The 24582-nt window shown below is 71.4% G+C and carries 21 protein-coding genes and 2 pseudogenes; 12 read left to right on the top strand and 11 right to left on the bottom strand.

Annotated elements, in window-relative coordinates; all coding sequences use genetic code 11:
• Nucleotides 1-3: 3 nt before the first annotated feature.
• The 6 genes from FMEAI12_RS16640 to gvpO all read right to left on the bottom strand — a co-directional run bounded on the left by FMEAI12_RS16640 (nucleotide 4) and on the right by gvpO (nucleotide 3364).
• Nucleotides 4-435, bottom strand: coding sequence for a gas vesicle structural protein GvpA (locus tag FMEAI12_RS16640; RefSeq protein WP_112106749.1), 432 nt, complete (start codon nucleotides 433-435; stop codon nucleotides 4-6).
• The gene (locus tag FMEAI12_RS16635) at nucleotides 432-926 is read right to left on the bottom strand and encodes a gas vesicle protein K (RefSeq protein WP_112106748.1); all 495 of its coding nucleotides are present in this window, start codon (nucleotides 924-926) and stop codon (nucleotides 432-434) included. Before FMEAI12_RS16635 ends, FMEAI12_RS16640 begins: the two co-directional genes overlap by 4 nt.
• Entirely contained in the window at nucleotides 923-1195 is a 273-nt protein-coding gene (locus FMEAI12_RS16630; protein ID WP_112106747.1) for a gas vesicle protein, read from the bottom strand. The genes FMEAI12_RS16635 and FMEAI12_RS16630 overlap by 4 nt, the downstream gene beginning before the upstream one ends.
• On the bottom strand, nucleotides 1188-2534 hold the full coding sequence (locus FMEAI12_RS16625) for a GvpL/GvpF family gas vesicle protein (RefSeq protein WP_235014071.1): 1347 nt from the start codon (nucleotides 2532-2534) through the stop codon (nucleotides 1188-1190). Before FMEAI12_RS16625 ends, FMEAI12_RS16630 begins: the two co-directional genes overlap by 8 nt.
• Nucleotides 2509-3033, bottom strand: coding sequence for a gas vesicle protein (gvpJ, locus tag FMEAI12_RS16620; RefSeq protein ID WP_112106746.1), 525 nt, complete (start codon nucleotides 3031-3033; stop codon nucleotides 2509-2511). Before gvpJ ends, FMEAI12_RS16625 begins: the two co-directional genes overlap by 26 nt.
• Before the next feature lie 70 nt (nucleotides 3034-3103).
• Nucleotides 3104-3364 (bottom strand): gas vesicle protein GvpO, encoded by a 261-nt coding sequence (gvpO, locus tag FMEAI12_RS16615; RefSeq protein ID WP_083788288.1) that lies wholly within the window; start codon nucleotides 3362-3364, stop codon nucleotides 3104-3106.
• A gap of 410 nt (nucleotides 3365-3774) precedes the next feature.
• Here gvpO and FMEAI12_RS16610 point away from each other — a divergent pair, with 410 nt between their 5' ends.
• Nucleotides 3775-4698, top strand: coding sequence for a PfkB family carbohydrate kinase (locus FMEAI12_RS16610; RefSeq protein ID WP_083391057.1), 924 nt, complete (start codon nucleotides 3775-3777; stop codon nucleotides 4696-4698).
• A complete protein-coding gene (gene surE, locus FMEAI12_RS16605) occupies nucleotides 4698-5462 on the top strand; it encodes a 5'/3'-nucleotidase SurE (RefSeq protein WP_071064231.1) in 765 nt (254 codons plus the stop codon). Before FMEAI12_RS16610 ends, surE begins: the two co-directional genes overlap by 1 nt.
• A 299-nt stretch (nucleotides 5463-5761) precedes the next feature.
• On the opposite strand, the gene FMEAI12_RS16600 is transcribed toward surE, so the two are convergent.
• Complete coding sequence (locus FMEAI12_RS16600; protein WP_200835310.1) at nucleotides 5762-6457, bottom strand: glycosyltransferase; 696 nt, start codon at nucleotides 6455-6457, stop codon at nucleotides 5762-5764.
• 57 nt (nucleotides 6458-6514) lie between these two features.
• On the opposite strand from FMEAI12_RS16600, the gene FMEAI12_RS16595 reads away from it, so the two are divergent.
• The 8 genes and pseudogenes from FMEAI12_RS16595 (at nucleotide 6515) to FMEAI12_RS16555 (ending at nucleotide 18117) form a co-directional block, all read left to right on the top strand.
• Complete coding sequence (locus FMEAI12_RS16595; protein WP_083391056.1) at nucleotides 6515-7099, top strand: histidine phosphatase family protein; 585 nt, start codon at nucleotides 6515-6517, stop codon at nucleotides 7097-7099.
• Between the two features lie 107 nt (nucleotides 7100-7206).
• Nucleotides 7207-9195, top strand: coding sequence for a pyruvate kinase (locus FMEAI12_RS16590; RefSeq protein WP_112106770.1), 1989 nt, complete (start codon nucleotides 7207-7209; stop codon nucleotides 9193-9195).
• Nucleotides 9196-9368: 173 nt separating this feature from the next.
• The gene (locus FMEAI12_RS16585) at nucleotides 9369-10370 is read left to right on the top strand and encodes a TIGR03885 family FMN-dependent LLM class oxidoreductase (RefSeq protein WP_112106745.1); all 1002 of its coding nucleotides are present in this window, start codon (nucleotides 9369-9371) and stop codon (nucleotides 10368-10370) included.
• Nucleotides 10367-12083: pseudogene (locus FMEAI12_RS39960) on the top strand (alpha-amylase family protein). Before FMEAI12_RS16585 ends, FMEAI12_RS39960 begins: the two are co-directional and overlap by 4 nt.
• Nucleotides 12084-12177: 94 nt before the next feature.
• Nucleotides 12178-12867: a DNA alkylation repair protein gene (locus FMEAI12_RS16575; protein ID WP_071064227.1), complete on the top strand. Its 690-nt coding sequence runs from the start codon at nucleotides 12178-12180 to the stop codon at nucleotides 12865-12867.
• Nucleotides 12868-13257: 390 nt separating this feature from the next.
• On the top strand, nucleotides 13258-16515 hold the full coding sequence (locus FMEAI12_RS16565) for an AAA family ATPase (protein ID WP_235014068.1): 3258 nt from the start codon (nucleotides 13258-13260) through the stop codon (nucleotides 16513-16515).
• 394 nt (nucleotides 16516-16909) lie between these two features.
• Nucleotides 16910-17437, top strand: coding sequence for a PH domain-containing protein (locus FMEAI12_RS16560; protein WP_235014067.1), 528 nt, complete (start codon nucleotides 16910-16912; stop codon nucleotides 17435-17437).
• A 116-nt stretch (nucleotides 17438-17553) separates the two neighbouring features.
• The gene (locus FMEAI12_RS16555; RefSeq protein ID WP_306769381.1) at nucleotides 17554-18117 is read left to right on the top strand and encodes a DUF3558 domain-containing protein; all 564 of its coding nucleotides are present in this window, start codon (nucleotides 17554-17556) and stop codon (nucleotides 18115-18117) included.
• Nucleotides 18118-18152: 35 nt separating this feature from the next.
• Here the strand turns inward: FMEAI12_RS16555 and FMEAI12_RS16550 are convergent, their stop codons facing one another.
• Both FMEAI12_RS16550 and FMEAI12_RS16545 read right to left on the bottom strand, forming a co-directional pair.
• The gene (locus FMEAI12_RS16550; RefSeq protein ID WP_112106742.1) at nucleotides 18153-18821 is read right to left on the bottom strand and encodes an alpha/beta fold hydrolase; all 669 of its coding nucleotides are present in this window, start codon (nucleotides 18819-18821) and stop codon (nucleotides 18153-18155) included.
• A 21-nt stretch (nucleotides 18822-18842) separates the two neighbouring features.
• Nucleotides 18843-19592: an SDR family oxidoreductase gene (locus FMEAI12_RS16545; protein ID WP_112106741.1), complete on the bottom strand. Its 750-nt coding sequence runs from the start codon at nucleotides 19590-19592 to the stop codon at nucleotides 18843-18845.
• Nucleotides 19593-19895: 303 nt separating this feature from the next.
• On the opposite strand from FMEAI12_RS16545, the gene FMEAI12_RS16540 reads away from it, so the two are divergent.
• Nucleotides 19896-21359: a class I adenylate-forming enzyme family protein gene (locus FMEAI12_RS16540; protein WP_112106740.1), complete on the top strand. Its 1464-nt coding sequence runs from the start codon at nucleotides 19896-19898 to the stop codon at nucleotides 21357-21359.
• 73 nt (nucleotides 21360-21432) lie between these two features.
• On the opposite strand, the gene FMEAI12_RS16535 is transcribed toward FMEAI12_RS16540, so the two are convergent.
• Entirely contained in the window at nucleotides 21433-22455 is a 1023-nt protein-coding gene (locus tag FMEAI12_RS16535) for a dihydrodipicolinate reductase (RefSeq protein WP_112106739.1), read from the bottom strand.
• A gap of 303 nt (nucleotides 22456-22758) precedes the next feature.
• Nucleotides 22759-23955, bottom strand: a complete 1197-nt coding sequence (locus tag FMEAI12_RS16530) for a cytochrome P450 (RefSeq protein ID WP_112106738.1) — start codon at nucleotides 23953-23955, stop codon at nucleotides 22759-22761.
• A 491-nt stretch (nucleotides 23956-24446) separates the two neighbouring features.
• Here FMEAI12_RS16530 and FMEAI12_RS38235 point away from each other — a divergent pair.
• Nucleotides 24447-24582: pseudogene (locus FMEAI12_RS38235) on the top strand (aldolase/citrate lyase family protein); the annotation flags it as partial.

The following is a 24582-nucleotide window of genomic DNA, read 5'->3' as shown; positions in this document are numbered from 1 at the left end:
GGCTCACCCCTCCCGGCCGCCGCGGCGCTCGGCGGGCGCGAACCGCTCGGCAGGCATCCCGCGCCCGTTCTGGTCGGAGGAGGACGATCCGCGCAGCGCCTCGGCGACGTCCTCGGCGGTCTCCCTGATCCCGCCCAGGGCTCCCTTGACACGGTGCCGGGACGAGCTTTCGGTGACCTCGCGCATGAGCCCCGGCAGCCCTGCCACCTGTTCTTTGGGCTGGATGTCCAGCCGGTTCACGGCTTCGGCGAACCGGAGGTAGGTGTCGACGCTGGCGATCACGATGCGCGCGTCGATGGTGAGGATCTCGATGCCCACCAGGGCGACGCGCACGTAGGCGTCGATGACGATGCCCTTGTCGAGTACGACGTCGAGGACGTCGGCGAGTCCGCTCGGCCTGGGCGCCCGTCCCATGGGATAGCTGGCGACGGTCATGGCGCTGTCCTCGCCTTCTCCCGGAGGCCCGGCCTCCGGACGGTTGCCCTGGATTCACCCGCCTCCGGGACGGCTGACCTGGTTCTGGCGTTGCCCGGGCCGGCCTGTTCCTGGCGGGACATGTCCTTGTCGGTCGGCTTCCCGCGGGACTCCGGTGCCGCGGCCTGCGGCCCGCGGGCGGCCCGGTCGTCGTCCGCGGCCAGGAGCTGGCCGGCACGCGCGAAGGCGGCTTCGGCCTCCTGCGCCGACAGGCCCAGCGACTCACGGACCTGTACCAGGCTGGCGCGAATCTCCAGCAGCGCGTGGCCGAGGTCGTCGATCTGCGCGGCGGTCAGCCCCCCGCCCTCCATCCGGCGGATGGCCTGTCGTTCCAGCACCTCGCGTAGCAGTTCCAGGACGACCACCACGAGCTGGCCGAGCCCGCGCCCCACGTCCTGCGGGTCCGCGTCGAGCCGCAGGCGCCGGTCGTCACCGCGCCCGGCGGTCGTCATGGCCAGACCTCGCCGGTTCCCTCGAGTGCGGTCTGGACGCCCACCAGAAGCAGACGAAGATCGATCCTCAGAAGGTCCACGCCGGCGAGGGCGACGACCACGTCGCCGCTGACGACCGCGCCGGTGTCGACCAGCCTGTCCAGCAGGTCCGCGAGCGGCTGCGCCGAGTTGCGGGCGGGCCGCCCTCCCGGGTGGTCCCCCGGCCGCCGCCGGGTACCGACGCCACCGCCCCGGTACCGCGGTGTCGGGACGAATTGCTGATCAGCCACGCTCCTCACCTGGTTCGAACTCTGGATCGTCACCCGGCCGATCCCCGGTCGGGACGGAGAACCGGACGGGCGCCGCTCCCGCCGCAACGCGAGTTGTTCCCTCGCGGGTCGCTGTCGCACGGGGTGCTGTCGCGCGGAGCGCTTCCGCCGGGCCCGCCTCGGCGGAACCCGACCCGCGGTCGGAGCCGCTCCCGCCGTCCCCGCCCAGTGTCAGATGGACGAAGGAGTAGGGCGGCCACGGCCCGGTCACCGCGGCGACGTACCCGGCCTCCTCCAGCGGCGGACCCAGCCGCTCCGCCGTGTCGAGGAATCCCTCCTCTTCGCCGCGGTCGACGAGGTAAGCGCAGTCGAAGACCCTGTCCGGCCGGCCAGGACGGCGGGCCACGTCACGCGCGTGGACGAGCAGCTCCCGGTGCGTCCACTCGACCAGCCGGGCTGTCTCCTCGCGTCGTCGTTCCTCCTCACGCAGCTCGTCCCGGCGGGCCGAGAGGTACGCGGTGCCCGCGCCCGGACGAGCGGTGTTCCCCGCGTCCGCGGCGCCCGCCGCGCAGGGCGGGGCCGGCGCGGGCGTGGCCCTGGTCGACTCGCCCGCGCCGGTGGACCGGAGGACGCCGCTCGCGGGGGGTTCGGTCGGTCCCGCGGCGTCGATCCGGAATCCCCACTCGCGCGCGTCGCGGAGCGCGTCGAGGGCGCGCGGCAGCTCGGTGTCGGGATCGTCGAGGACGACGGCTGCCTCGCTCTCGCCGGGGAGGACGGTTCCGAACCGAAGCGGCAGCACGGGCGCGAGATCCTGCAGTTCCCGCAGGACCTGATCGTGGCCGCGGGCCAGGGTGGCGAGACGTCCCGTCTCCGACAGGTCCTCCTCGACGTCTCGCAGCAGCTCCGGGTCGATGGCCGAGACCACGAGCGAGACCTGGCCGCGAGTGACGGCACAGACAGTCGTTCCCTCGGCGAGGCCTGGCAGGCCCGAAACGTCGGTACCGGCGGGGACGATCCCGTAGGCGTAGAGCGCCCGGGCCCGCTCGACGCCCCCGGGCGACTGCCCGTCGCGGCTGCCTGGCCCGGGGCCGCCGTGGCCGGCTGGCACCGGGCCGTCGCGGTGGGCCTGGCGGTGCTCACTGTGCTCCCGTCGGCCCGCGCCCGCCGGCGAGGAGCACGTCGCGCTCGCCACCCCCCGCTCGCAGGCGGCTCTGGTGATCTCCCGCGCCAGGAGTCGGGCGAGTTGCCCACGCGCGACCTCGCGGGCTTCGGCCACAGCTTCGTCCAGGACGCCAGGTGCGAGCTGGACCGCCAGTTCGCCGAGGCTGCCGAAGTCAGCGTCTTCCGGGGCCACCGTCATGCCTCCGTTCCGCGTCCCGCGCCCAGAACGGCCGCGGCTCGTCGCGGCGGGCGGCCACCTCCACCGGGGCTCCGGTGGACGGCTCTGCCCGGGATTCGACCGCGGCCGCCTCCCGGAACGGGAGACGCTCCCGCACCGAACTCTCGAGAACGGCGAGTCTGGAGCGCAGTTCCTCGTTCTCCTCATGGAGCGCCCGCATGGTCTCGTCGCGCAGTTCCCGCTCCTTCTCCTGCTGCAGCGATCGCGCCTCACGGCTGTAGAAGGGGTCGGTGGTCCACCAGTCCAGACCCATTTCGCGTGCGGTGTCGGCTGATGCGATGAAAAGCCGCAGTTTGAGCGTGAGCAACTCGACGTCAAGGACGCTGATGACGACGTCGCCGACGATCACGACTCCCTTGTCGAGAACTCTCTCCAGTACATCGGCGAGAGAGTCCGAGCGCGGCCCGCTCAGCGCGCGCAACCGCGGGGGACCGGCAAGAGAACCGCGATCGACCGTCATGACTCACGTTCTTCCGAATTCCGCCGTGCCGGGTCTCCGGCTTACCGACCCATATCGGCCGTGTACGCGCTCAGTCGGTGGCGCCGCGTACGAACCTCCGCAGCCGCTCATAACCCACCAGGCAGCCCCTTTCGTCGACGTCGAGCCGGTAGGTGGCGAGCACGCTGGTCGTCGACGGGATGCGCTCCAGCTCGGTGAGATCGACCAGCAACGACCATCCGGAGTCCGTCCGGCGTGCCCCGGTGACCCGCTCGGGATCCTGCCCCACGAGAGTTCCGAACTCCGCCAGTGAACGACTGACGACAGCCGCGAGTCCGTCATTTCCAGCCATCTGTCGCGTTCGCCCGCCGGCATCCGCCGAGTCGTCGCGTGGCATGACACCTACATGTGGTCTGTCGGCCGCTCCTCGGGTTCATGGCGGCGGCCGACGAAAATTCCTACGTGTGGCCGCCCTGCCCGGCGGAAGCCGCCGCAAACCCGCGGCCCACGATGAGACTTCTCTTCCGGATGCTGGCCGAATTAGCCTTGGATGGTGGTTCGGGTCTTTCTCGAGGTCTGGGTGTTTTCCTGCGCCCCGCGCCGCGAGTTCTCCTGGCCTGATCGGGCGCGGTCGGCCGACCGGTGGTCGGCAGGGCGTGTCGGGGCCCGGCCGGCGGGAACAGCCAGGGCGTGACGGCATCCGTCATGAAGCGCCCGGAACCACGGAAGATCGGCGGGGAGCGATCCCGATCACCGCGGGTTATGGTGTTCGCCCCGTCGCCGCTGCTGACGGTGACGATCGAGGCGCGCCCGGACGGGGCGAGCGACATCCACCTGCACGCCGGCGGTCAGGGGGTGTGGATCGCGCACCTGATGATGGTTCTGGACGTCGAGGCCCGGCTGTGCGCACCGTTCGGCGGGGAGACCGGCGAGGTACTCACGACCCTGTTGGGACGCAGCGGTGTCGTCGTGCGGCCGGTCGCGGTGGGTGGCGAGAACGGGGGCTATGTGCACGACCGGCGCGCGGGAGGGCGCGAGGTCGTGGCGACGGCTCCGGCACCGCCGCTGACCCGCCACGAACTCGACGGGCTGTACGACACGGCGTTGGTCGAAGGGCTTGACGCCGGTGTGGCGGTTCTCGGCGGCCCTGACGGTGAGGGCGTGCTTCCCGTCGACACCTACCGGCGGCTGGCGGCGGACCTCACGGGGGCGGGTGCCCGGGTGGTGGCGGATCTGTCGGGGGAGTGCCTGACGGCGGCGCTGGAGGGCGGGGTCGCGGTGCTCAAGGTCAGCCACGACGATCTCGTCCGGGACGGGCACGCCGGCTCCGACGACCCGGACGAGCTGCGGGCGGTCATGGGGGAGCTGGCCCGTTCCGGTGCCGAGACGGTGATCGTGTCTCGCGCGGAGCAGCCGGCGCTGGCGCTGGTCGGCGACCGCACGGCCGAGGTCCGCACGCCCCGGTTCACCATGCTCGACCACCGCGGCGCGGGTGACTCGATGACGGCAGGTGTCGCGGCCGCCCTGGCGCGCGGCGCGGACATGGACCAGGCGCTGCGCCTCGGGGCCGCGGCCGGTGCGCTGAACACGACCCGGCACGGGCTCGCCACCGGCGAACGGGACCTGATCGAACGCCTGGCGGCCCGGGTGGACATCTGTCCCGCCAGCGAAGACGTCACCCACTGATGCGCGCGCTGATCACCAACGACGACGGTATCGACAGCGGTGGTCTGCGCACCCTTGTCCGGACCGCCGTGGCGTGCGGTCTGGAGGTGACCGTGGCGGCGCCGGACGGCGAACGGAGCGGGAGCAGCGCATCCCTGTCCGCGCTGGAGTCGCAGGGCCGCCTGTTGATTGAGGAACGCGTGCTCGACGGCGTCCCAGGTATGACGGCTCTGTCCGTCCACGCCTCTCCCGCTCTGATCGTTTTTGTGGGTGTCCGCGGTGCTTTCGGTCCGGCGCCCGACGTCGTGCTCGCGGGCATCAACCACGGACCGAACACGGGGCAGGCCGTGCTGCACTCCGGCACGGTCGGGGCGGCTCTCACGGCGGTCACCCACGACCTGCCCGCGCTGGCCGTCTCGTGCGCCGCAGCGCAGCCCGTCCACTGGAAGTCGCCGGCGCTGGTCGCGGGCCGCGCCATCGCCTGGCTGCTGGCATACCGCGGCCCGCCGTTCGTGCTCAACGTGAATGTGCCTGACCTGCCACCCGGGCGGCTGCGCGGCGTGCGGCCCGCGGCTCTGGCTTCCTTCGGGGCGGTGCAGGCCCGGATCGGTGAGCGGGGACGCGGCTACCTCACCACCACCTTCAGTGAGACCTCGGAGGAGGCCGGTCCGGGCAGCGACGTCGCCCTGCTCCGGCAGGGCTGGGCGACGATCACAGCCCTCGAAGGGCCCACGGGGTCCGAGGCCGTCGACCTCACGCAGCTCGCCTGGGACACGGGCGCCTGAGCGTCGGAATGTCCTGGCTCCGAGACCTGTGGGTTGATGAGGTGTTCGGCGGACTGTCCCACCGCGGGTGACGGAGCCCCGCCGCCCGGCCCGGAGACCACGGGCCCACCGGCCTCGGCGGAGCGACTGACTACCGAGGCCGGGCTATCGGTGGGTCCTCCTCCGGAAAATCCTGTTCTATGCCGAGCAATATCAGCATCTGTTCTACCGGGTTTACCTGGAAGGATCCCTTTTTTCGACCTGGCGAAGCCACGGAATCTGGCTGAAACTCCTCGGGTCGCTGACTTCCCTGATGCATTTCACGAGCGTATTCCGCGTCGCGCCAGGTGTCGTGGCGGCATTGTCGAGAGTCTCGTATCCCGTGCGTCGAGACAGACGTCCGGGACGAGACAGTCTGCGTGTGGAGCTGGCGCGGGAACTCGCTGTCGGCGCAGGGCGGTCTCAGCGGTCCGTGGCGGCGTCGCCGAGCAGGGCATCCCAGTCCCGCAGGAAGCGGTTGAGGCCGTACCGGTCGAGCGCGGCCTGGCGGGCCTTCGCTCCGTGGGCGTGGGCGAGCTGCGGGTCCGCGACGAAGGCGCGTGCCGCGTTCCCGGTGTGCCCGGGTTGGTGGACAGCGCCCCGTCGCCGGGCGGTACCGCCTCGTAGGCCTCGGTGACGGCGAGCGCGACCACCGGCATGCCCAGGTGCGTCGCCTCCAGGAGCGAGAGTCCGAGCGAGGCCCGGCGGGGCAGGTGGACGTAGACGCGGCGGCGCGCGAACTGCTCGTGCATAGCTGCCTGTGAGACGTCGTCGTAGGTCGCCAGCCGGTCAGGAGCGAGACCGGTGTGCGCGGGCGGCGCGTCGACGCCGATCCCGAAGGCGTCCACCGGCGCGGCGCCGGTGGCGAAGCGGGTCAGCAGGTCGGTGCCGGTGACCCGGCCGCGCCGCGCAGCCGGCCAACTCGTCGCGCTGACAGGGCGTGTGGGAACTGGGCGGGGGCGGTCTTGCGGTCGCATCCTGTTGTTCGGGCGTTCGTCGGATGGGCTTAACCTGACGGCGGGTAGCCGTGTGGTATGGATCTGGCGACCGTCTCCCTGGTCGGGCTCGTCGCGCTCGCCCCCGCGTGCCTTGGCCGCGGCGCTGTCGATACCGGTGGTGCGACTCATCCCCGCACCGTGGTGATCGTCCGGCATGCCTTGGCCTTGCCGAAGAACGGCTGGACGGGGGTGGACGCCGCCCGGCCGCTCACCGCGCGTGGAATCCGCCAGGCGAAGGCCTTCGCCGGCGTCGTGGTCCGTGACCTGCCGGTCCGTCGAGTGCTCACGAGCCCGGCCCTGCGCTGCGAGCAGACGGTTGCCCCGCTGGCCGTGGACCGGGCACTGCCCCTGCGCCGCTGCGCGGTGCTCGGTGTCGAGGGCTCCACGGAGAGCCTGCTGGATCTACTCGCCTCGGACGAGGCCGAGGACAGCGTGCTGTGTACGCACGGCGAACGGATCAGAGACCTGTTCCAGGCCTGGCAGGCACGCGGGTGGCACGGCTGGCCGAGCGCGGACGGCCGTACCCGCAAGGGCGACGGGTGGCTGCTGCGTGGGCATCCGCCCCTCGGCGTGACGGTGGAGTATCTCGCCACGCCGGAACAGCGAGGTCAAGACCGATAAAGACGGGAACGGCCTCTGGTGAAGCCCACGATTAACGTGTGGTGGACGACCTGACCGCGGGGCCCGGCGGTCCCAGCAGGCGGGTGGCAAGCGGGGAGCGGCGACGGATGACTTCGGCGAATGGGACGAGGCGCGGCGACGGCAGGCAGCAGGGCGACGACGCCGGGTTGCTGTTGCTCGACGAACTGGCGGCCATCCAGGCGGATCTGTACCGGGCGGAGCGGGCGCGGCGCGCTGACCTCGAGACGGTGCACCCGCGGCATCGGGGCAGCGCCCGCAACATGCTCCACTATCTGGCGCTGCGCAGCCGCGACATTCGGGCCGTTCAGGGGGAGCTCACACGGCGCGGCCTTTCTTCACTCGGCCGGTGCGAGCCGTGCGTCGCGGCCAGCCTGCACGCTGCCATGGACAGTCTGCGTGGCTCACTCGGGTCAGGTACCGCCCTCGCTGCTGATGCTGTCGATGTCGAGCCCGGCATCCCGGGTTACGACGAGGGCTGGAACCGGATCGAGGCGAACGCAGGCGCGCTGCTGGGCCCGCCGCCACCCAAGCATGATGTGCGGATCATGGTGACGCTGCCGAGCGAGGCCGCGATTGACGCGGCCCTGGTGCGTCGCCTCGTGGCCCGCGGGATGAACGTGGCCCGGATCAACACCGCGCACGACAGCCCGCGGGAGTGGCGAGCGATGGCCGAGCACGTCCGGGCGGCCGCCCGTGATCTCGACCGGATCTGCCTGGTGTCAATGGACCTGGCCGGTCCGAAGATCCGCACCGGGCCGCTCGAGTCGGGGCCGGCGGTGGTGCGGCTTCGCCCGGTGCGGGATCTGCGGGGCGTCGCCGTCACGCCGGCCACCGCCGAACTGGTCGCCGTACGCGACGATGCCACGGGTGACGACGCCGCGGGCGCGGTCGACACGGCGGTGATGGACTCCCGCGACGGGGTCGTACGGGTACCGCTGATCGGCGCCGGCGGGTGGTTGGCCGGCGTGCGGGTGGGCGACGAACTCAGGCTGCGTGACGCCCGTTCGTCACAGCGCCGCCTGCAGGTGGTGGCGGTACACGAACGTTCCGGAACCGAGGGCCCCGACGTCGCGGCCCGTCAGGGGCTGTCGACGGTCACCGTGCAGGCGTGGAAGACGACCTATCTGGAGACCGGCGTAGAACTCCGGCACGGCGAGCGCCGGTGCCAGGTGGGACCGCTGCCGCGCCAGGCGCCCTACCACCTGGTGAGCCAGGGCGATCTCCTGCGGCTCACCCGCGATCTGTCGCCACGACCGGCCCGCCCGGCCCCGACCTCTCCTGACGACCCGGCCGGCCCGCCGACGATCGGCTGTACCTTCCCGGCCGTCTTCGACGCCGCCCGCCCTCAGGACCCGGTCTCCCTCGACGACGGCAAGATCTCCGGCGTCATCGAGCGGGTCGACACAGACAGCATCGACGTCCGAGTGCTGCACGCCTCGGGCCGGAGCGCGAAGCTGCGCGCGGACAAGGGCGTGAACCTGCCCGCGACCCGAGTGCCACATGAAGGGCTGACCGAGGATGATCAGGCGGCCCTGGCCGTCGCTGTCGAGATCGCCGACCTCGTCGCGATCTCGTTCGTGCGCAGCCGGGCTGACGTCGAGCAGGCGCAGGAGGCGATCCGCGCCGCCGGGCGCTGGGACGACCTCGGCCTGGTCCTGAAGATCGAGACCACCGAAGGGTTCGTGAACCTGCCGGAGCTGCTGCTGGCGGCGCTGCGGGCCCCGCGGGCCGGGGTGATGATCGCCCGTGGCGACCTCGCGGTGGAGGGCGGCTACCAGCGACTCGCCGAGCTCCAGGAGGAGATCCTCTGGCTCGCCGCCGCCGCGCACGTGCCGACCATCTGGGCGACCGAGGTCCTCGACCAGCTGGCGAAGACCGGCACACCGGCGCGCGCGGAGATCACCGACGCGGCGATGGGCCAGCGCGCCGAGTGCGTGATGCTGAACAAGGGCCCGCACATCGACGAGGCCATCACCGCACTTGACGACATCCTGCGCCGGATGGCCGGCCACCAGCAGAAGAAGACCCCGATCTTCCGCCCGTTGCGGTCCTGGATCGGCCTGACACATCTGTAGTGCCAGGCCATCCCACCCCACAGGTCGCGAACCCAGGGCGGTGCTGGTACTGCTGCCCACCAGGCGCTGATCCGGGCGGCGGCCGGGGCGAACTCCTGGCGGTGTTCAAGCCAGTTCGTCAGGTGTTCGGGCATCGGATGATTAGGACCCACTCGACGGGCAAAGAGCGCGATGTGACTCTTTTCGGCATTCATGCGTCCCATGAGCAGATCGCGCCCGGCGAGCTGCTGCGCGCCGTCGTTCTGGCCGAGCGGTCCGGCTTCGGGGCGGCGATGTCGTCCGACCACTTCTCGCCGTGGAGCGCCCGGCAGGGCGAGTCGGGCTTCGCCTGGACCTGGCTCGGCGCGGCGATGCAGGCGACGGGTCTGCCGTTCGGCATCGTCACGGCGCCCGGCCAGCGCTACCACCCGGCGATAAGCGCCCAGGCCATCGCGACGGTCGCCGCGATGTTCCCCGGCCGGTTCTGGGCCGCGCTCGGTACGGGTGAGGCCAGCAACGAGCACATCACCGGCGATCCCTGGCCGGCGAAGCCGATCCGGGCGGCGCGGTTGCGTGAGTGCGTCGACGTGCTGCGCGCCCTGTTCGCCGGCGAGGAGGTCACCCATCACGGCCTCGTCACCGTCGACCGGGCCCGGCTGTGGACACTGCCCGCCGAGCCGCCGGCGCTCGTCGGCGCGGCCGTGTCCCCGGAGACGGCGGCCTGGTGCGCCGAATGGGCGGACGGCCTGATCACCGTCAACGGGCCGGAGGAACGGCTGCGCGCCGTCGCCGACGCCTACCGCGACGCGGGCGGACGCGGCCCCCTGCGCCTGCAGGTTCACCTCAGCTACGCTCCCGACGCCGACGAGGCGAGGCGCCTCGCCCACGACCAGTGGCGCTCCAACGTGTTCCCGCCACCGGCATGCTGGGACATCGACCACGTCGACACGTTCGACGCGGTGTCCGCGCACGTCCCGCCGGCCGTCGTCGCCGAGACCGTCAACATCTCCAGCGAACCGGGCTGGCACGCCGATCGGCTCGCCCGCTACACCGAGCTCGGCTTCGAGGAGATCTTCCTGCATCACGTCGGCCAGCAGCTCGACGAGTTCATCGAGGTGTTCGCGGGCTCGGTGCTGCCGGAACTCACGGACTCCCCCCGCGCGGCGGCGGCGCAGCCGGAAGCGGTGCGGGCGTGAGGCTGACCAGGACAGCCGACCTCTGGTGGAAGAACGCGGTCGTCTACTGCCTGGATGTCGAGACCTTCTTCGACTCCGGCGGCGACGGCTGCGGCGACTTCCAGGGGCTGGCCCAGTGCATCGACTATCTCCACGAGTTGGGCGTCACCTGCCTGTGGCTGATGCCGTTCTACCCGTCCCCCGACCGCGACGACGGCTACGACATCACCGACTTCTACGGCGTGGACCCTCGCCTGGGCACTCACGGCGACCTGGTCGAGTTCCTGCGCCTCGCCCGCGACCGGGGCATACGCGTGATCGCCGACCTGGTCGTGAACCACACCTCCGACCAGCACCCGTGGTTCCGGTCGGCGCGTTCCGACCGCGACTCGCGCTACCGCGGCTTCTCCGTGTGGCGGGACGAGCCCCCCGAGGACGGCCCGTCCGACGTGGTGTTCCCGGACAAGGAGGACAGCGTCTGGCAGTACGACGAGGAAGCCGGCCAGTACTACCTGCACCGGTTCTACAAGCACCAGCCCGACCTCGACGTCGCCAATCCCGACGTGCGCGATGAGATCGCCCGGGTGATCGGTTTCTGGCTGGAACTCGGGATCTCCGGTTTCCGGGTCGACGCGGTCCCCTTCCTGCTGGAGACGGCCGGCTTGTTGGACGCCGAGGACCTGCCGAATCCCCACGACTACCTTCGTGACCTGCGGGCGTTCCTGTCCCGGCGCAGCGGCGAGGCGATCCTGCTCGGCGAGGTCAACCTGCCGTACGCGGACCTGCGAACGTTCTTCGGGGACGAGGACGGCGACGAACTGACGATGTGCTTCGACTTCCCGGCATGCAGCAGCTCTACCTGGCCCTGGCCCGCGAGGACGCCACCCCGCTCGCCACGGCCCTGCGGGAGCGGCCGGTCGCGCCGAAGGACGGGCACTGGGCGACCTTCGTGCGCAACCACGACGAGCTGACGCTTGACAAGCTGAGCGACGACGAGCGTAAAGAGGTGTTCGCCGCGTTCGGTCCCGACCCCTCGACGCAGCTGTACGGACGCGGGCTGCGCCGGCGGCTGCCGTCGATGCTCGGTGGGGACCCGGCGCGCCTCCGCCTCGTCTACAGCCTGCTGTTCTCGCTGCCCGGAACGCCGACCCTCTTCTACGGCGAGGAGATCGGCATGGGCGAGAACCTGGCCGCCGAGGGCCGCCTCGCGGTGCGCACCCCGATGCAGTGGACCGGTGGTCCCAATGGCGGGTTCTCGACCGCCGGGCCCGACCGACTGGTCGGACCCGTCGTCGAAGGCGACTTCGGGCCGGCGAATGTCAACGTCGCGGCCCAGCGGGACGACCCCGGCTCACTGTTGTCCTGGTTCACCGCGATGATCCGCGCGTACCGGCGCTGCCCGGAGTTCGCCTGGGGCACCTGCACGGTGCTCGACTGCGCCGATCTCCCGTCCGTGTTCGCGCGCACCGTACCGATCTCAACGGCCAGACCGTCGTCGCGGTGCACAACCTCGGCAGGGAGCCTGCCGGCATACGCCTCGCGCTCGCCGGTGTCGAGCGCGGCGACCGGCTGGTGAGACTGGCCGGAGCGGATGAGGCCGGCGGTGACCTGGTCGCCGGTGACGGCGGCGCCGTCGAGCTCGACCTGGACGGCTACGGCTTCCGCTGGCTGCGAGTTCGTCGCGGCGGGACGGATGGACAGGTGCGACCGACGGTCGGCGAGTCGGCAGCCTGACCGGGGGCGTCGGCCGAACCGGTGAGGATGGCCGCGAGCTGCTGGTCGGTCATGGCGGGCAGTATGTCGAGCCGTGGACAGGCAAGGTGACGGTGTGGTCGATGGCTGGCTGGTGGCGGAAGTGCGGGCAGCGCTCGCGGGTGCCGCCGATCCGGCGAGGGCGCCCGGCATGCAGGCGTACATGAAGTCGGACATGCCTTACCGCGGTGTGCCGAAACCTGTCCGGACGCGGGTGCTGCGCCCCGTCTTCGCCGCGCGGACGCTGACGGACCCGCTCGGCTGGACGGCGACCGCCCTCGCGCTGTGGCGGGAGGCCGCATACCGGGAGGAGCGGTACGCGGCGATCGACCTGACCGGTCACCGCGCCTATCGCGCCTACCAGCAGGCGGGGACGCTGGAGATGTACGAGGAAATGGTCGTCACCGGCGCCTGGTGGGACTACGTGGACGAGATCGCCTCCCACCGGGTCGGCCCACTGCTCGCCGCCGACCCCGCCGCGATCCGTCCCGTGGTACTGCGCTGGAGCCGCGACGGCGACCTGTGGCGGCGCCGCACGTCGATCATCTGCCAGCTTTCGTTCAAGGCAGCGACCGACCTCGACCTCCTGTACGCCTGCATCGACGCGAACCTCGACGACAGGGATTTCTTCATCCGCAAGGCGATCGGCTGGGCGCTGCGCCAGTACGCCTGGACCGACCCGGCGGAGGTCCGCCGTTTCGTCACCGCTCGCGGCGACGCCCTGTCGCCCTTGTCTCGTCGCGAGGCGCTGAAGAACATCGGCTGATCCGTCTCGTACCTGCGCCGCCGGTGCCACGGGCGGGCGACGACGAGCCACACGGGCTCGAAGCGGATCGACGTGCCCCACCACAGCAGCGGGGTGAGCAGCAGCCACCCGGCCGCCGCGATCCCCGCCCCGGCGTTCGCCGACAGGTCCAAGAACAGCGGACACCGCCTCCTCGACGACGAAACTGTGCAGGCCGGCCGGCGGTTCCGCGGAACCGCCCGGGCCGGAGCTCGCGCTGCCGACGAATGCGGCACATGCCGCCCACCGACCGGTGTGGCGATCGACGCATGTCACGGCTCCCGACTGTCCGGTCACGGCGCGGGTTATTGTTCATTTTCGGGGTGTCCGGCGACGTCGGACACCCCGAGATCACCTCGGGTGGGGGGCTGGGTGAGCGGTGGACCGGATCCGCGGCCGGAGTTCGCGGAGCGGCTGCGGACACTGCGGGACGCCGCGGGCCTGTCGATCCGTGACTTGGTGGCCGCCAGTGCGAAGACCCCGCGGCGGCGGCCCGGGGTACCTCCGTTGCGTCTGAAGCGCAGCACCATCGACGGAATGATCAGCAGAAGCCGGCCGGTGCGTCCCGCGCAGGATCACGTCGAGGTGTTCGTCGACACCTGTATCCGGATCGCTGAGGAGTCTGGCAGGCCGCTGCCTGACGATCTGCGGGACAGGCAGGCATGGGAAGACGCCTACCACAATCTATTGATACGGATGGCCGGCCTGCGCAGCGTCAACCGCTCGGCCACGGAGGCGGCCAGACGGTTGAGACGGGTCGAACCGGCGTCCGCCGCCCCGCCGGCCGCCGCGGCACCGGCCGCCCGGCTGGTGGATGGCGGCCGGGCGCTGTTCGTGGGGCGGCCGGACGCGTTGAGTCAACTACGCCGCGCGGTCGCCGAGGTTCAGGGTGGGCGGCCGCGGGTCGCACTGCTCGAGGGGCCGGCGGGAATCGGTAAGACGGCGCTGGTCCGCCATCTCCTCGGCGACACGGACGTGGGATGCGTGCTGTGGGCGAGCGGCGAGGAGGACGAGACGGGACTCAGTTTCGGGGTGCTCGACCAGCTGACGGCCGAAGCGGCCAGGGTCGTCGGGCCGGATCCGGTTTTCCCGGGCGGGCCGGCGGCCGCCGGCCGGGTCCCGTCGCCCGACCCGCTGGTCGCCGGCGAGGCTCTGGTCGACCTGCTCGGCGAGTTGCAGCGCTCCGGTCCGGTCGTGCTGGTCGTCGACGACGCGGACTGGGCCGACCGGCCGTCCCTGCAGGCGCTGACGTTCGCGCTGCGGCGGCTGCGGGCCGACCGGGTTTTCGCCGTGCTGATGGTCCGGGATCTGGTGGACGCGCAGCTGCCGGACGGGCTCCGCCGGCTGCTGATGGACGAGCGGACTGTCCGGATCCTGCTCGAAGGGTTGGACGACACCGAGCTGCGGGCCCTGAGCTCCGCGCACGCCACCGGGCCGCTGTCCTGGCGGGCGTGCGTCCGCCTGCGGGCCCACACGGGGGGCAATCCGCTGCACGCCCGTGCGCTGCTCGAACAGGTCCCGGCCGAGGCCTTCGACAATCTCGAGGTGCCGCTTCCGGTGCCGCGCTCGTTCGCGATGCTCGTCGTGGCGAGGCTCGCGGCGGCACCGGTCCAGGGCCGGGAGCTGGCGACCGCCGCCAGCGTTCTCGGCGCGCATCCCACGTTGTCCCAGGCCGCGGCGGTCGGCGGGCTGGACGAGCCGCTGCGTGCTCTGGAGCAGGCGATCGAGGCGGGGCTGCTGGTGGAGCAGCCGGTCGCGCGGGGCCTTCGGTTCCCGCATCCCCTGGTGCACGCCGCCATCTACGAGCAGGCGGGACCGGCGCGGCGGGCCGAGCTGCACACCCGTGCGGCGGCTCTCGCGGAAGAGGAGGCCCTGCGGCTGCACCACCTGGCCCGTGCCGCCACCGGACCGGACGGCGCGCTGGCCACGGAGCTGGCCCGGTTGGGCCGGGAGGAGGCGACCGCGGGGGCCTGGGCCGCCGCCGCGGGCCATCTGTCCACCGCTGCGCGGCTCGCCCCGGCGCGTGCCGAGTACGAGCAGCTGATGTTGGAGGCGGCGGACTGTCAACTGCTTACGGGTGACCTGCCTGATCTCTTCGGGAAGGAGGCCGAGGTCCGCGGTTTCCGGCCGACCGCCTGGCGCGACTACCTGCTGGCCCGCTTCGCCTTCCAACGCGGTGATGCGGACGAGGCCGAGACGCTGCTGCGGAACGCCTGGAAGCGCTGTGCCCCCGACAGCGGGACCGACGCCGACCCGCTGCTTGGTGCTCGGGTCGCCGGATGGCTTGCCGCTCTCTACTCGACGAAACTCCGTGGCGCCGAGTCCGCCGAGTGGGCCGGGCGGGCGCTGGAGCTGAGTTCCGGCCACGCGGCGTTCGACCTCATCGGGCAGATGCGGATGAGCGGGCTGGCAGCGAGCGGGCAGCTCGACGCGGTGCTTGAGTCGGTCGCCGACCTGCCGGACCCCGCTGTCGCCTCCGTGGCCGAGCTGGACGTGCTCGCCGGCCGGGGACAGATCTACGCCCTGGTCGACAATCTCGCCGACGCCCGCCGGGATCTCGGCGGAGTCCTGGCTGCCAGCCGGGGTCGCTCGCTGCTGTTCCGGGTACTGGTCACGACCACACTCGCTCAGGCCGAGTACCGGGCGGGGCTCTGGGACGACGCCGCGATCCACTGCGATCTCGCGCTGTCGCTGATGGCCGACTCCGACGACGGCGCGCTGGTCCCGTACTGCCACCAGATCGGCGTCCTGGTTCCCGCAGCCCGCGGCCAGTGGGAACAGGCTGAGAAACACGTCGGGACAACGCAGGTCTTCGCCGAAAGCGGGTTTCCCCACCTCATCGCGAGCGCGGCCATCGCTATGGCACACCTGGCACGGGCCCGTGGCCGGTCCGCCGAGATCGTCGCCGTCCTCGAACCACCGGTCCGGTCCGGGCTACTGGACCTCGATGCCGAGCCTGGCATATCCGGATGGCAGGACATCCTTGTCGACGCGCTGGTGGAGGTCGGCGACCTCCACCGGGCCGAGCAGGTTCTGATCCGGTTCGAGAGGGCGGCCAGGCGGCGAGGGCGCCGCTCCGCGATGGCAGCCGCTGCCCGCAACCGCGGCAACCTGGAAGCGCTCCGCGACAACCCGGGCGCGGCCGCCGCAGCCTTTCGCGCGGGCCTCGCAGAGGCAGAGCAGATCGAGCTGCCCTTTGAACGGGCGCTGCTCCGCCACTCCTACGGCAGCTTCCTACGCGGGGCAGGCCGCCCCGCGGACTCGGTCAGGCAGCTACAGGCCGCCCACGACACCTTCACCCTGTTGGATGCCCGTCCATATCTGGACCGTTGCGAGAGCGAACTGGTCGCATGCGGATGGACACCTCGGGAGGGCCGTCGCCGGGAACGGGACGCATCCCGGTTGACCACGCTGGAGCTCGCCGTCGCGAAGTTGGTCGCCGCGGGTCTCACCAACCGTCAGGTTGCCCGGGAGCTCGTCCTCAGTGAGAAGACCGTCGAACACCACCTGCGCGCCGTGTTCGGGAAGCTGCACGTGACGGCGCGGACCCAGCTGGCCAGCAGGCTCCTCGCCGCCGGCGGCGTCTCCCAGCCGGACCACGCCGATGCGGGTCTCGTCCAGCCCGACTGATCGGGCTGTTCCCTCCCGTCTGCGTTGACCCGACACCTGCCGGCCGTGGCGCAGAAGGCCGCTGAGGTTCGGCCTGACGCAATACGACACGGTGCCCCACGAGTTGGCCCGCCCGGCGTCCGGCCGCGCCGGACACTCCTGCTGACGGCCGTCAAGCCCCCCGGCGGTTCCGGACGGTCCCTCACGGCGGATGCGTCCGGTGAGATCGCCGGACAGAACGAACGACAGCCACCATGTCCCCATGAACCAACGTCGGCTCGGGCCCTTACCCGAGCCCAGTCTCGTCCGCGGGACGGAACTCGCAGACGGGGGCCCGCGCTGCCCACTGGTCGGCTTTCCTCGCGCTGTCGCGGAGGGTGAGGAATCATAACGTTTCGGTCAGGGGGATCCGGGCATGTCGCAGCTGCGTGAGGACATCGAGCAGGCCAAACAGAAGATGCGGCTCAGGAGCAGGAGCAGCCGAGAGATCAAATACCTTGCGGAACACCTGTGGGAGGGTGAACGCGTCGAGCGCCTGGCCAGGGGCTCGTGCGGTAAGGGCGGTGGACTTGTGGTACTTACTGATCGCCGCCTGCTGTTCGTTTTGGAAGGTCGGAAGCGGAGGGCCAGCGAGGAATTCCCGCTGAGGAACGTCTCCTCGGTGGAGTGGGCTGCCGGGCTGGTACTGGGAAAAATTGTCGTCCTCGCATCGGATAGCCAGGCGGAGATCACGAACGTGAACAAGCGTGCCGGCAGGGAGATCGCGGATCTGATCCGGAACCGTCTTGGCCTGGCGTCACCCGCTCCGACTCCCGTCGCCGTTCCGCCTGGCGATCCGGACCTCAATGATCGGCTGCGCAGGCTCGGTGAGCTGCGAGAAGCAGGCGTTCTCACCCGTGAGGAGTTCGAGGGCAAGATGGCCCGCCTGCTCCGACCCGGGTGAGGCCCGCGTCGATGACAGCCTCGCGGGGCGAGGAACTCGAAGATCCCCCGCGAATGTCGCTATCGGATTTCGGGCCGCTGCTTCCCGGGGGCGGGCGCCGACAAATGGGGGCCAGCGTGGATCTTCCTGTGCTGAATCGTATTTACGTCGGAGGCCGCGCGGTGCTGCCCCTACTCGCGGTCCTCGTGACGCTCGGCTTGTCCGGGTGCGGTACCCCGGGTGCGGAGGCGATGCCTTCGCCCGCACCCGGGCAACAGCGCACGCCGGCCACCAGCGGAAACAAGCCTGCGGAACCGGCGCTGCCGTCGGCCGGCGTGGGAGCGAACCCCTGCGCGCTCGTGTCCAGGCCGGAGGCCGAGAAACTTGCCGGCACGTCGCTCAACAGCCCCGTTTTGCTGGCCGAGACGTGCACCTACACAGCGCCACCCAGCGGGCCAACGGCCCAGGTTGAGGTCTTCGTCGGGGAAACCGCCAAGAATTATCTTACCGCCGAGCGTGGCATAGGCCACGATCTCCGCCCGTTGTCAGGAGTCGGCGACGAGGCATATATCGAGGATGGGGGGATCTTCGTCAACAAGGCTGGCCGCTGGGTATCGGTCAAACTGGTGCGCAGCAACGACCCGGCGGAAAACAACGGGCCACTCGAGGACCTGGCGCGCACGGTTTCCGACCGGATCTGACCACCCGGGACACGGGTACGGCAGCCTGACCGAGGTCAGGTGGCGAGCAGGTAGCCCACGAGCGCCTGCGGCTGGCTCAGCGCGAGGAGGTGCCCGCCGGGCAACGTGTCCGCCTCGACGCCCAGCCGTTCCCGGGCGACCCGCCGCTGGAAGTCGACCGGGAAGAACCGGTCGTCGGCGCCGGCGGCGACCCGGGTCGGGACGTCGGGCCAGGCGTCGAGGTCACACGTCGAGGCGAACACCGCGGCGCTCTCGGCCCGCTGGTGGGCCTCACCGTCGGCCGCGACCTGGCGCGGCAGATCGTGCAGGAAGTACACCTCCGGATCGAACTCGGTGCCGTACCCGGCCGCCCGCGCCGTGGCGGCCCGCGCCTCCTCGGCGCCGGTGTTGCCCCACCAGTCGCCCGGTGTCTCACCCGGCGCGGGGACCATCGCGTTCACCAGGACGACGCCGCGCACCGGTGTCCGCGCGGCGACGAGCGGCGCGGTGAACCCGCCGAGCGACTGGGCGACGACGACCACGTCGTCCTGCCCGCGCACCGCGTCGAGGACGAGGGCGGTGTACTCCGGCAGCCCGGCGGACTCGTCGTCGCCCGGCAGGTCCACGGCGACGGCCTGGTGGCCCCGCGACGTCAGCAGCGGGATGACGCGGTGCCAGTACCACGCGGCGCCGCCGGCGCCGGGGATGAGCGCGAAGGTCGTCACCGGGTGGTACCTACCGTTCCTTCAGCCAGTCGACTCCTTCAGCCAGTCGACGAGGTGGGTCTCGCTGAGCGCGGCGTCGTCGCCGGGCACCAGGGTTTCATCATCCAGCGGCGCGCCGAAGTAGCGTGCCCGGGGGTCGGCGACGACGGGGCGAGGGTCGTCACGGGCGGACAGCACCGTGCGGACGAGGTCGTCGAGCCGGAACCGCTCCGGGCCCGCGATCTCCGTGACGCCGTTCGTCGGTGTCCCGAGCGCGGCGCCGCTGACCCCGGCGGCGACGTCGTCCGCCGCGATCGGCTGGATGCGCACCGGGGGGACGCGCACGGTGCCGGCCTCGGTGCCCGCGTCGGCGATGCTGCCGACGAACTCGAAGAACTGGGTGGCGCGGACGACGGAGTAGGGGATCGGGCCGGCCGCGACCAGTGCCTCCTGGGCGCTCTTCACGCGGAAGTACCCGCTGGCGGCGAGGCGTTCGGTGCCGACCACCGAGAGCACCACGTGGTGCCCGACCCCGGCGGCCGCCTCGGCGGCGAGCAGGTTGGCGGTCGAGGTCTCGAAGAAGCGCAGCACCGCGTCGTCCTCGAACGACGGTGAGTTCGACACGTCGACGAGCACGGCGGCGCCGTCGAGAGCGGCCGCCAGGCCCTCGCCGGTGAGGGCGTTGACGCCCGTCCGGGGCGAGGCGGCCACCGTCTGGTGCCCGATCCCGGCCAGCCGGGCCACGACCCGGGAGCCGACGAGCCCGCCGCCACCGATCACAACGATCTTCATGATGACCCTCTCGCGATGTTCCGAGCGCCGAGTTCCGACTCGCCCGATCCGGCCGCGGGCCCCGGGCCCGGCTCCGTCCGGTCGGGGCCACCGCCGCGCACCCAGCCTGGACGTCCGCTGGCGCGTACCCGCGACGACGCGCGGGAGGCAGCCGGACCCGGGCCCGGGCGGCGCTCCCGGGACCGTGAAACGGGCCGGATCACGTCCAACGGTTTCGCCCGACGCCGGACACGGTTAATTATTGGAGTCGGTTTCGGACTCGTCCCTCCGTGGGAGCCGGCGGGACCTACGGAGGGACACGCCGTGGACGACACGGTCAGCTACGCACGGCGGATTCGAGAGCTCGTCGGTGAGCGCCCCGACGAGATCGCGTTACGCCACATCGCGCTGGACGGCACCGAACCGGCGTTCACCTGGGCCGAGCTCGATCGGCGCTCGGGCCAGCTCGCCGGTGCCCTCGCGGCCCGCGGGCTCGGCCCCGGCGACCTGCTCGGGCTGGGGCTGCGCAACTCGCCGCAGTTCGTGTTCAGCGCGCTGGCGGCCTGGAAGCTGGGCGCCGTGCCGGTGCCGGTGCGCTGGGACCTGCCGGACTGGGAGTTCACCCGGCTGCGGGAGACCGTCGACGCGCCGGTGTTCCTCGGGCCCGAGGACATCCTGTGGATCGACGCGACGGCCGACCTCGCCGTCCCGGACCTGCCCGACGCGACGTCACCGCAGACCAACGGCATCTGCAGCAGCGGCTCGACGGGCACGCCGAAGGTGATTCTCAACGCGCGGCCGGCCGTCTTCGACGCCCGTGCCACCGCGCCGTTCGTCGACCAGTGGAGCCCGGTACCGCGGCCGCAGGTGATCCTGGTACTCGCCCCGATGTACCACGCCAACGGGTTCTCCACCCTGTACAACCTGCTGGCGGGGGACAGGCTGGTGGTGATGGAGAAGTTCGACGCCGCCCGGGTCGTCGGCGTGATCGAGCGTCACCGGATCAGCACGTTCACCGCCACCCCGACCATGCTGCAGCGCATCGGCGACCTGCCGGACGTCGACGGCCGCGACCTGTCCAGCATCGAGTGGATCATGCAGGGTGCGGCGCCGATGCCGCCGTCGCTGGTGCACCGGTGGGCCGGGCTGATCGGCGCCGAGCGCATCGTGATGGCCTACGGGATGACCGAGGCACTCGGCATCACCGCGCTGCGCGGCGACGAGTGGATGTCCAGGCAGGGCAGCGTGGGACGTGGCTTCCGGGGCACCGAGGTCCGGATCCTGGGCGCCGACGGCGAACCGGCGCCGACCGGTGAGATCGGCGAGATCTACCTGCGCGCGCCGCGGTCGAGCTACGGCGGCTACACCTACCTCGGCCAGGCCCCGCGGCTGCGCCGCACCGACGACGGCTTCGAGACCGTGGGCGACCTCGGTTACCTCGACGCCGACGGCTTCCTGTACCTGGTGGACCGCCGGGTCGACGTGATCATCACCGGCGGGGCGAACGTCTTCCCGGCCGAGGTCGAGACGGCGCTCATCGACCATCCCAAGATCGCTGACATCGTCGTCATCGGGCTGCGGGACCCGGAGTGGGGCCGGCGGGTGCACGCCGTCGTGCAGCCTGCCGACCCGGCCCAGCCTCCGTCGTCCGCGGAGGTCATCGCCTACGCGAAGAGCCGGCTCGCCGCCTACAAGGTGCCCAAGACGATCGAGATCGTCGAGGCGCTCCCGCGCAGCGAGGCGACGAAGATCAACCGTGGCGCGCTCGTCGAGGCCCGCGGCGGCTGACCCCGCCAGGGCGAAGGGCCCCGGCCCCGGTGCCGGCCTCGGCGGCGAGGGCGCCGCCGAGGCCGGGGTGAGATCACGGTGCGGCGATGGATCCGGCCGTCACGAGTGGGAGGTCGTCCGCCGTGACCAGGCCGGGGGGCGCGGCCACCACGGCCGGAACGGCGTTCACCGCCGGGTTGGCGGTGTGCGCGTCGCGGTCCACGGCGTCCGCGGAGTACTCGAACTCGTAGCGGAGCCGCACGTTGGGGTGCCCGCGGATCTCCATGACGTACCCCTCCTCGATCGGCCAGTCGGGCTCCATGGCGTTGCCCAGCCGCCACAGCAGGCCCAGCTCGATCAGCGGCCGGCCCCGCACGATGCCCTGCCAGCGGCCTTTCAGCCCGCACACGGTGCCCCGCGGGATCGTCATGTAGCCGAGGTCGAGGTCCCTGGTCGCCAGCCCGAACTCGGGTGCGTAGCGCACCTCGTCGAGATCGGCGCCGAGGGCCTTCGCGATCACCTCGACCGCGTCCTGGAAGACGAGCTGGCGCTGCTTCGCCGCGTCGGCCAGCCCCGGGGTGTCCGGCGGTGACCCGAAGCCGAGCGCCTGCCACGTCTCGGCCGACGCGTAGTGGGTGCAGTCGGCCGCCTCGAAGATCGATATCTTCTCCACCTCGCGGCACAGCGCGGCCGCGGTGAGGCCCACGACGCCGGCCAGGCCAGGGTTGATCCCGGTTCCGTACAGGGACACGCCGCCGCGCCGCGCGGCCTCGTGCAGGCGGTTCATGTCCTTCTCGCCGTAGGACCGGCCGGTGAGGAAGTTCGCCGTGGAGATGACGTTGATGCCGGCCTCGAGCAGCCGCACCATGTCGTCGACGTCCCACAGCAACGGCATGTAGAGCACGACGTCGGGCCGCAGCGCGATGATCGTGTCGAAGCTGCTGGTGGCCTGGACGCCGAGCGGCGGTAAGCCGCACAGCTCACCGACGTCCTTGCCGTCCTTCTCGGCGCTCCACGCGAAACAGCCCACGAGTTCCAGGCGCGGATGCGCGAGGACGGCGCGCACCGCGCTGCGCGCGACACCTCCGGTGGTCCACTGGACGACTCGAATGCTCATGCTCTTCTCCGATCGCTGGGTGGCCGCACTGGACGGCGAAGTGGTGGTCGTCCTTCCGCCGCCAGCCGTCGCGGGTCGCGTAGATCCGAACGCCGTCGAGCGCGTGCATACCCTCAGCCTCCGGCCGGGGTCGGCCGGGGTCGGCGGGACCGGTCACGCGCTGACACGGGCGGGTCTGGCACGGGGGAGGACGGAAAAGACCCAGCGGCGCATACCGCCGCTAAATCATCTGCCTTCGCTAAATCATCATCCATGTTGAAGGCAGTCTAATGTTGCCAATTCCCTAGTCAATGGCGGCGGGGCCTACCGGACGAAGGCGGGCATCGTCTCCCAGCCGCGGACCGTCGAGGTGCGGGCCTGGACGGCGTTGTCCCAGTCGATCTCCCAGGTCGGGAACCGGCTGAGGACCTCGTCCAGGGCGACCCGGCCCTCGAGCCGGGCCAGCGCGGCCCCGAGGCAGTGGTGGATGCCATAGCCGAAGCTGAGGTGGCGGCCGACGTCGCGGTGGACGTCGAAGCGGTCAGGGTCGGCGAAGCGGCGCTCGTCCCGGTTCGCCGAGCCGTTCAGCAGCACCATGATGCTGCCCTCGGGCACGGTGTGGCCGTGGTGTTCGACGTCGCGGGCGACATGGCGCGCCTGCACCGGTGAGGGCGCCTCGAAACGCAGCAGCTCCTCGATTGCGTTCGGAATGAGCGAGCGGTCCGCGACGAGTTCGCGCCGCTGGTCGGGGTTCTCGGCGAGAATCTTTCCGGTCCAGCCGATGAGCCGCGTGGTCGTCTCGTTCCCGGCCCCGGCGAGCATCGTGACGTAAGTGAGCACTTCCTCTCGATGGAGCTTGCGGACGGTGCCCGTCTCGTCCTCGAACTCGGCGTTCAGGAGCTCCGTCATCAGGTCGTCGGAGGGATGCTCGGCCCGCCAGTCGATGTAGGCGCCGAACTCGTCGGAGTTGAAGTCCTCGGCCGAGACCGAGAGCTCTTCACCCTCGCGCAGCTGCAGGCCCTCGTCGAGACGGTCCCGGATCGCCTCCTGGTCGGATTCCGGGATTCCCAGGAGAAAGCCGATCGTGCGCATCGGCATCTGCGCGCCGAGGTCCCGGATGAAATCGAAGCGCTCGGTCCCGACAAGGGGATCGAGGGAACGCGCGCAGAACTCGCGGATTTTCGACTCCAGCGCGTTCATCTTCCGCGGGGTGAAGACCCGGGCGAGCAGGCTGCGGTGAATGTCGTGGATCGGCGGGTCCTCGAAGAGAATGATTCCCGAGGGCAGCTCGATGTTGGCCTTGATGAGCTCCAGGATGGATCCCCGGCCGGACCGGTAGGTGTTCCAGTCACTCAGGCAGGGCTCGACGTCCTCGAAGCGGCTGAGGGCGTAGAAGTCGTACTTCTCGTTGTAGTAGAGAGGTGCCTCGTCGCGCATGCGCCGCCAGACCGGGTAGGGGTCGGCGTCGATCTGGGCGTCGTAGGGATCGTAGTAGACGTCGCTGGGGCTGGTTAACGGCATGTTCCACTCCTCCGTGCGATCGAACGACGCGCCCGGGGCGCCGCCGCGCGTGTGAGCCCTGCCACCACTGCTACCGACCGTACCGGGGCGACCGCCCACGCTCGCCGTCGGCGGGACGCGACACGGCAGGTCGGCCGGTGCCGAGGGTGCCCCGTCGACAACGTGCGCCGCTCCACCGCCGGCTCGGTGCCCGCTCCCGGCGATCTCCGCCGGCTCTGTGACTGCCCGCACACCGAGACGACGGTGCTTGGATGTCCTGCTTTCGTGTGGAGCGAGCCGCGGGTGCCGGTGCCGCCGGCGGTCCGCCGGCTGTTCCCGGCCGGCGGGTGCCCCGTCCCACGTCGGTGACGATCGACATGGATGCCCAGCCGCCATGGACTACCGTGGCGAGGCCACTCGCCGCGCCGGCCCGGGCGCTGCCCGACCAGCCATGACCACCGGTTCTCCAGCCGCCTCGGAGAGCCGGCCCGACGAAGGAGTTTCTGACCAGAATGCCTCTGCGTGCTCGCCGGTCGTGTCTGGCTGTTCCGGCTTCGAACGTGAAGATGTTGGGTAAGGCGCAGGGGCTTCCTGCCGACCAGATCTTCTGTGATCTGGAGGACTCGGTCGCTCCGGGGGCGAAGGAGT

Origin of the sequence: Parafrankia sp. Ea1.12 (assembly GCF_900465275.1) — a bacterium.
Taxonomy (GTDB): Bacteria; Actinomycetota; Actinomycetes; order Frankiales; family Frankiaceae; genus Parafrankia; species Parafrankia soli.
The sequence above is the reverse complement of the archived record's forward strand: the minus strand, read 5'-3'. Positions and strand labels throughout refer to the sequence as shown.

Coding starts and splice junctions, on each gene's coding strand:
- FMEAI12_RS16640 (WP_112106749.1), bottom strand. CDS start 435: ATGACCGTCGCCAGCTATCCCATGGGACGGGCGCCCAGGCCGAGCGGA.
- FMEAI12_RS16635 (WP_112106748.1), bottom strand. CDS start 926: ATGACGACCGCCGGGCGCGGTGACGACCGGCGCCTGCGGCTCGACGCG.
- FMEAI12_RS16625 (WP_235014071.1), bottom strand. CDS start 2,534: ATGACGGTGGCCCCGGAAGACGCTGACTTCGGCAGCCTCGGCGAACTG.
- gvpJ (WP_112106746.1), bottom strand. CDS start 3,033: ATGACGGTCGATCGCGGTTCTCTTGCCGGTCCCCCGCGGTTGCGCGCG.
- gvpO (WP_083788288.1), bottom strand. CDS start 3,364: ATGGCTGGAAATGACGGACTCGCGGCTGTCGTCAGTCGTTCACTGGCG.
- FMEAI12_RS16610 (WP_083391057.1), top strand. CDS start 3,775: ATGGTGTTCGCCCCGTCGCCGCTGCTGACGGTGACGATCGAGGCGCGC.
- surE (WP_071064231.1), top strand. CDS start 4,698: ATGCGCGCGCTGATCACCAACGACGACGGTATCGACAGCGGTGGTCTG.
- FMEAI12_RS16600 (WP_200835310.1), bottom strand. CDS start 6,457: ATGCGACCGCAAGACCGCCCCCGCCCAGTTCCCACACGCCCTGTCAGC.
- FMEAI12_RS16595 (WP_083391056.1), top strand. CDS start 6,515: ATGGATCTGGCGACCGTCTCCCTGGTCGGGCTCGTCGCGCTCGCCCCC.
- FMEAI12_RS16590 (WP_112106770.1), top strand. CDS start 7,207: ATGACTTCGGCGAATGGGACGAGGCGCGGCGACGGCAGGCAGCAGGGC.
- FMEAI12_RS16560 (WP_235014067.1), top strand. CDS start 16,910: ATGTCGCAGCTGCGTGAGGACATCGAGCAGGCCAAACAGAAGATGCGG.
- FMEAI12_RS16545 (WP_112106741.1), bottom strand. CDS start 19,592: ATGAAGATCGTTGTGATCGGTGGCGGCGGGCTCGTCGGCTCCCGGGTC.
- FMEAI12_RS16535 (WP_112106739.1), bottom strand. CDS start 22,455: ATGAGCATTCGAGTCGTCCAGTGGACCACCGGAGGTGTCGCGCGCAGC.
- FMEAI12_RS16530 (WP_112106738.1), bottom strand. CDS start 23,955: ATGCCGTTAACCAGCCCCAGCGACGTCTACTACGATCCCTACGACGCC.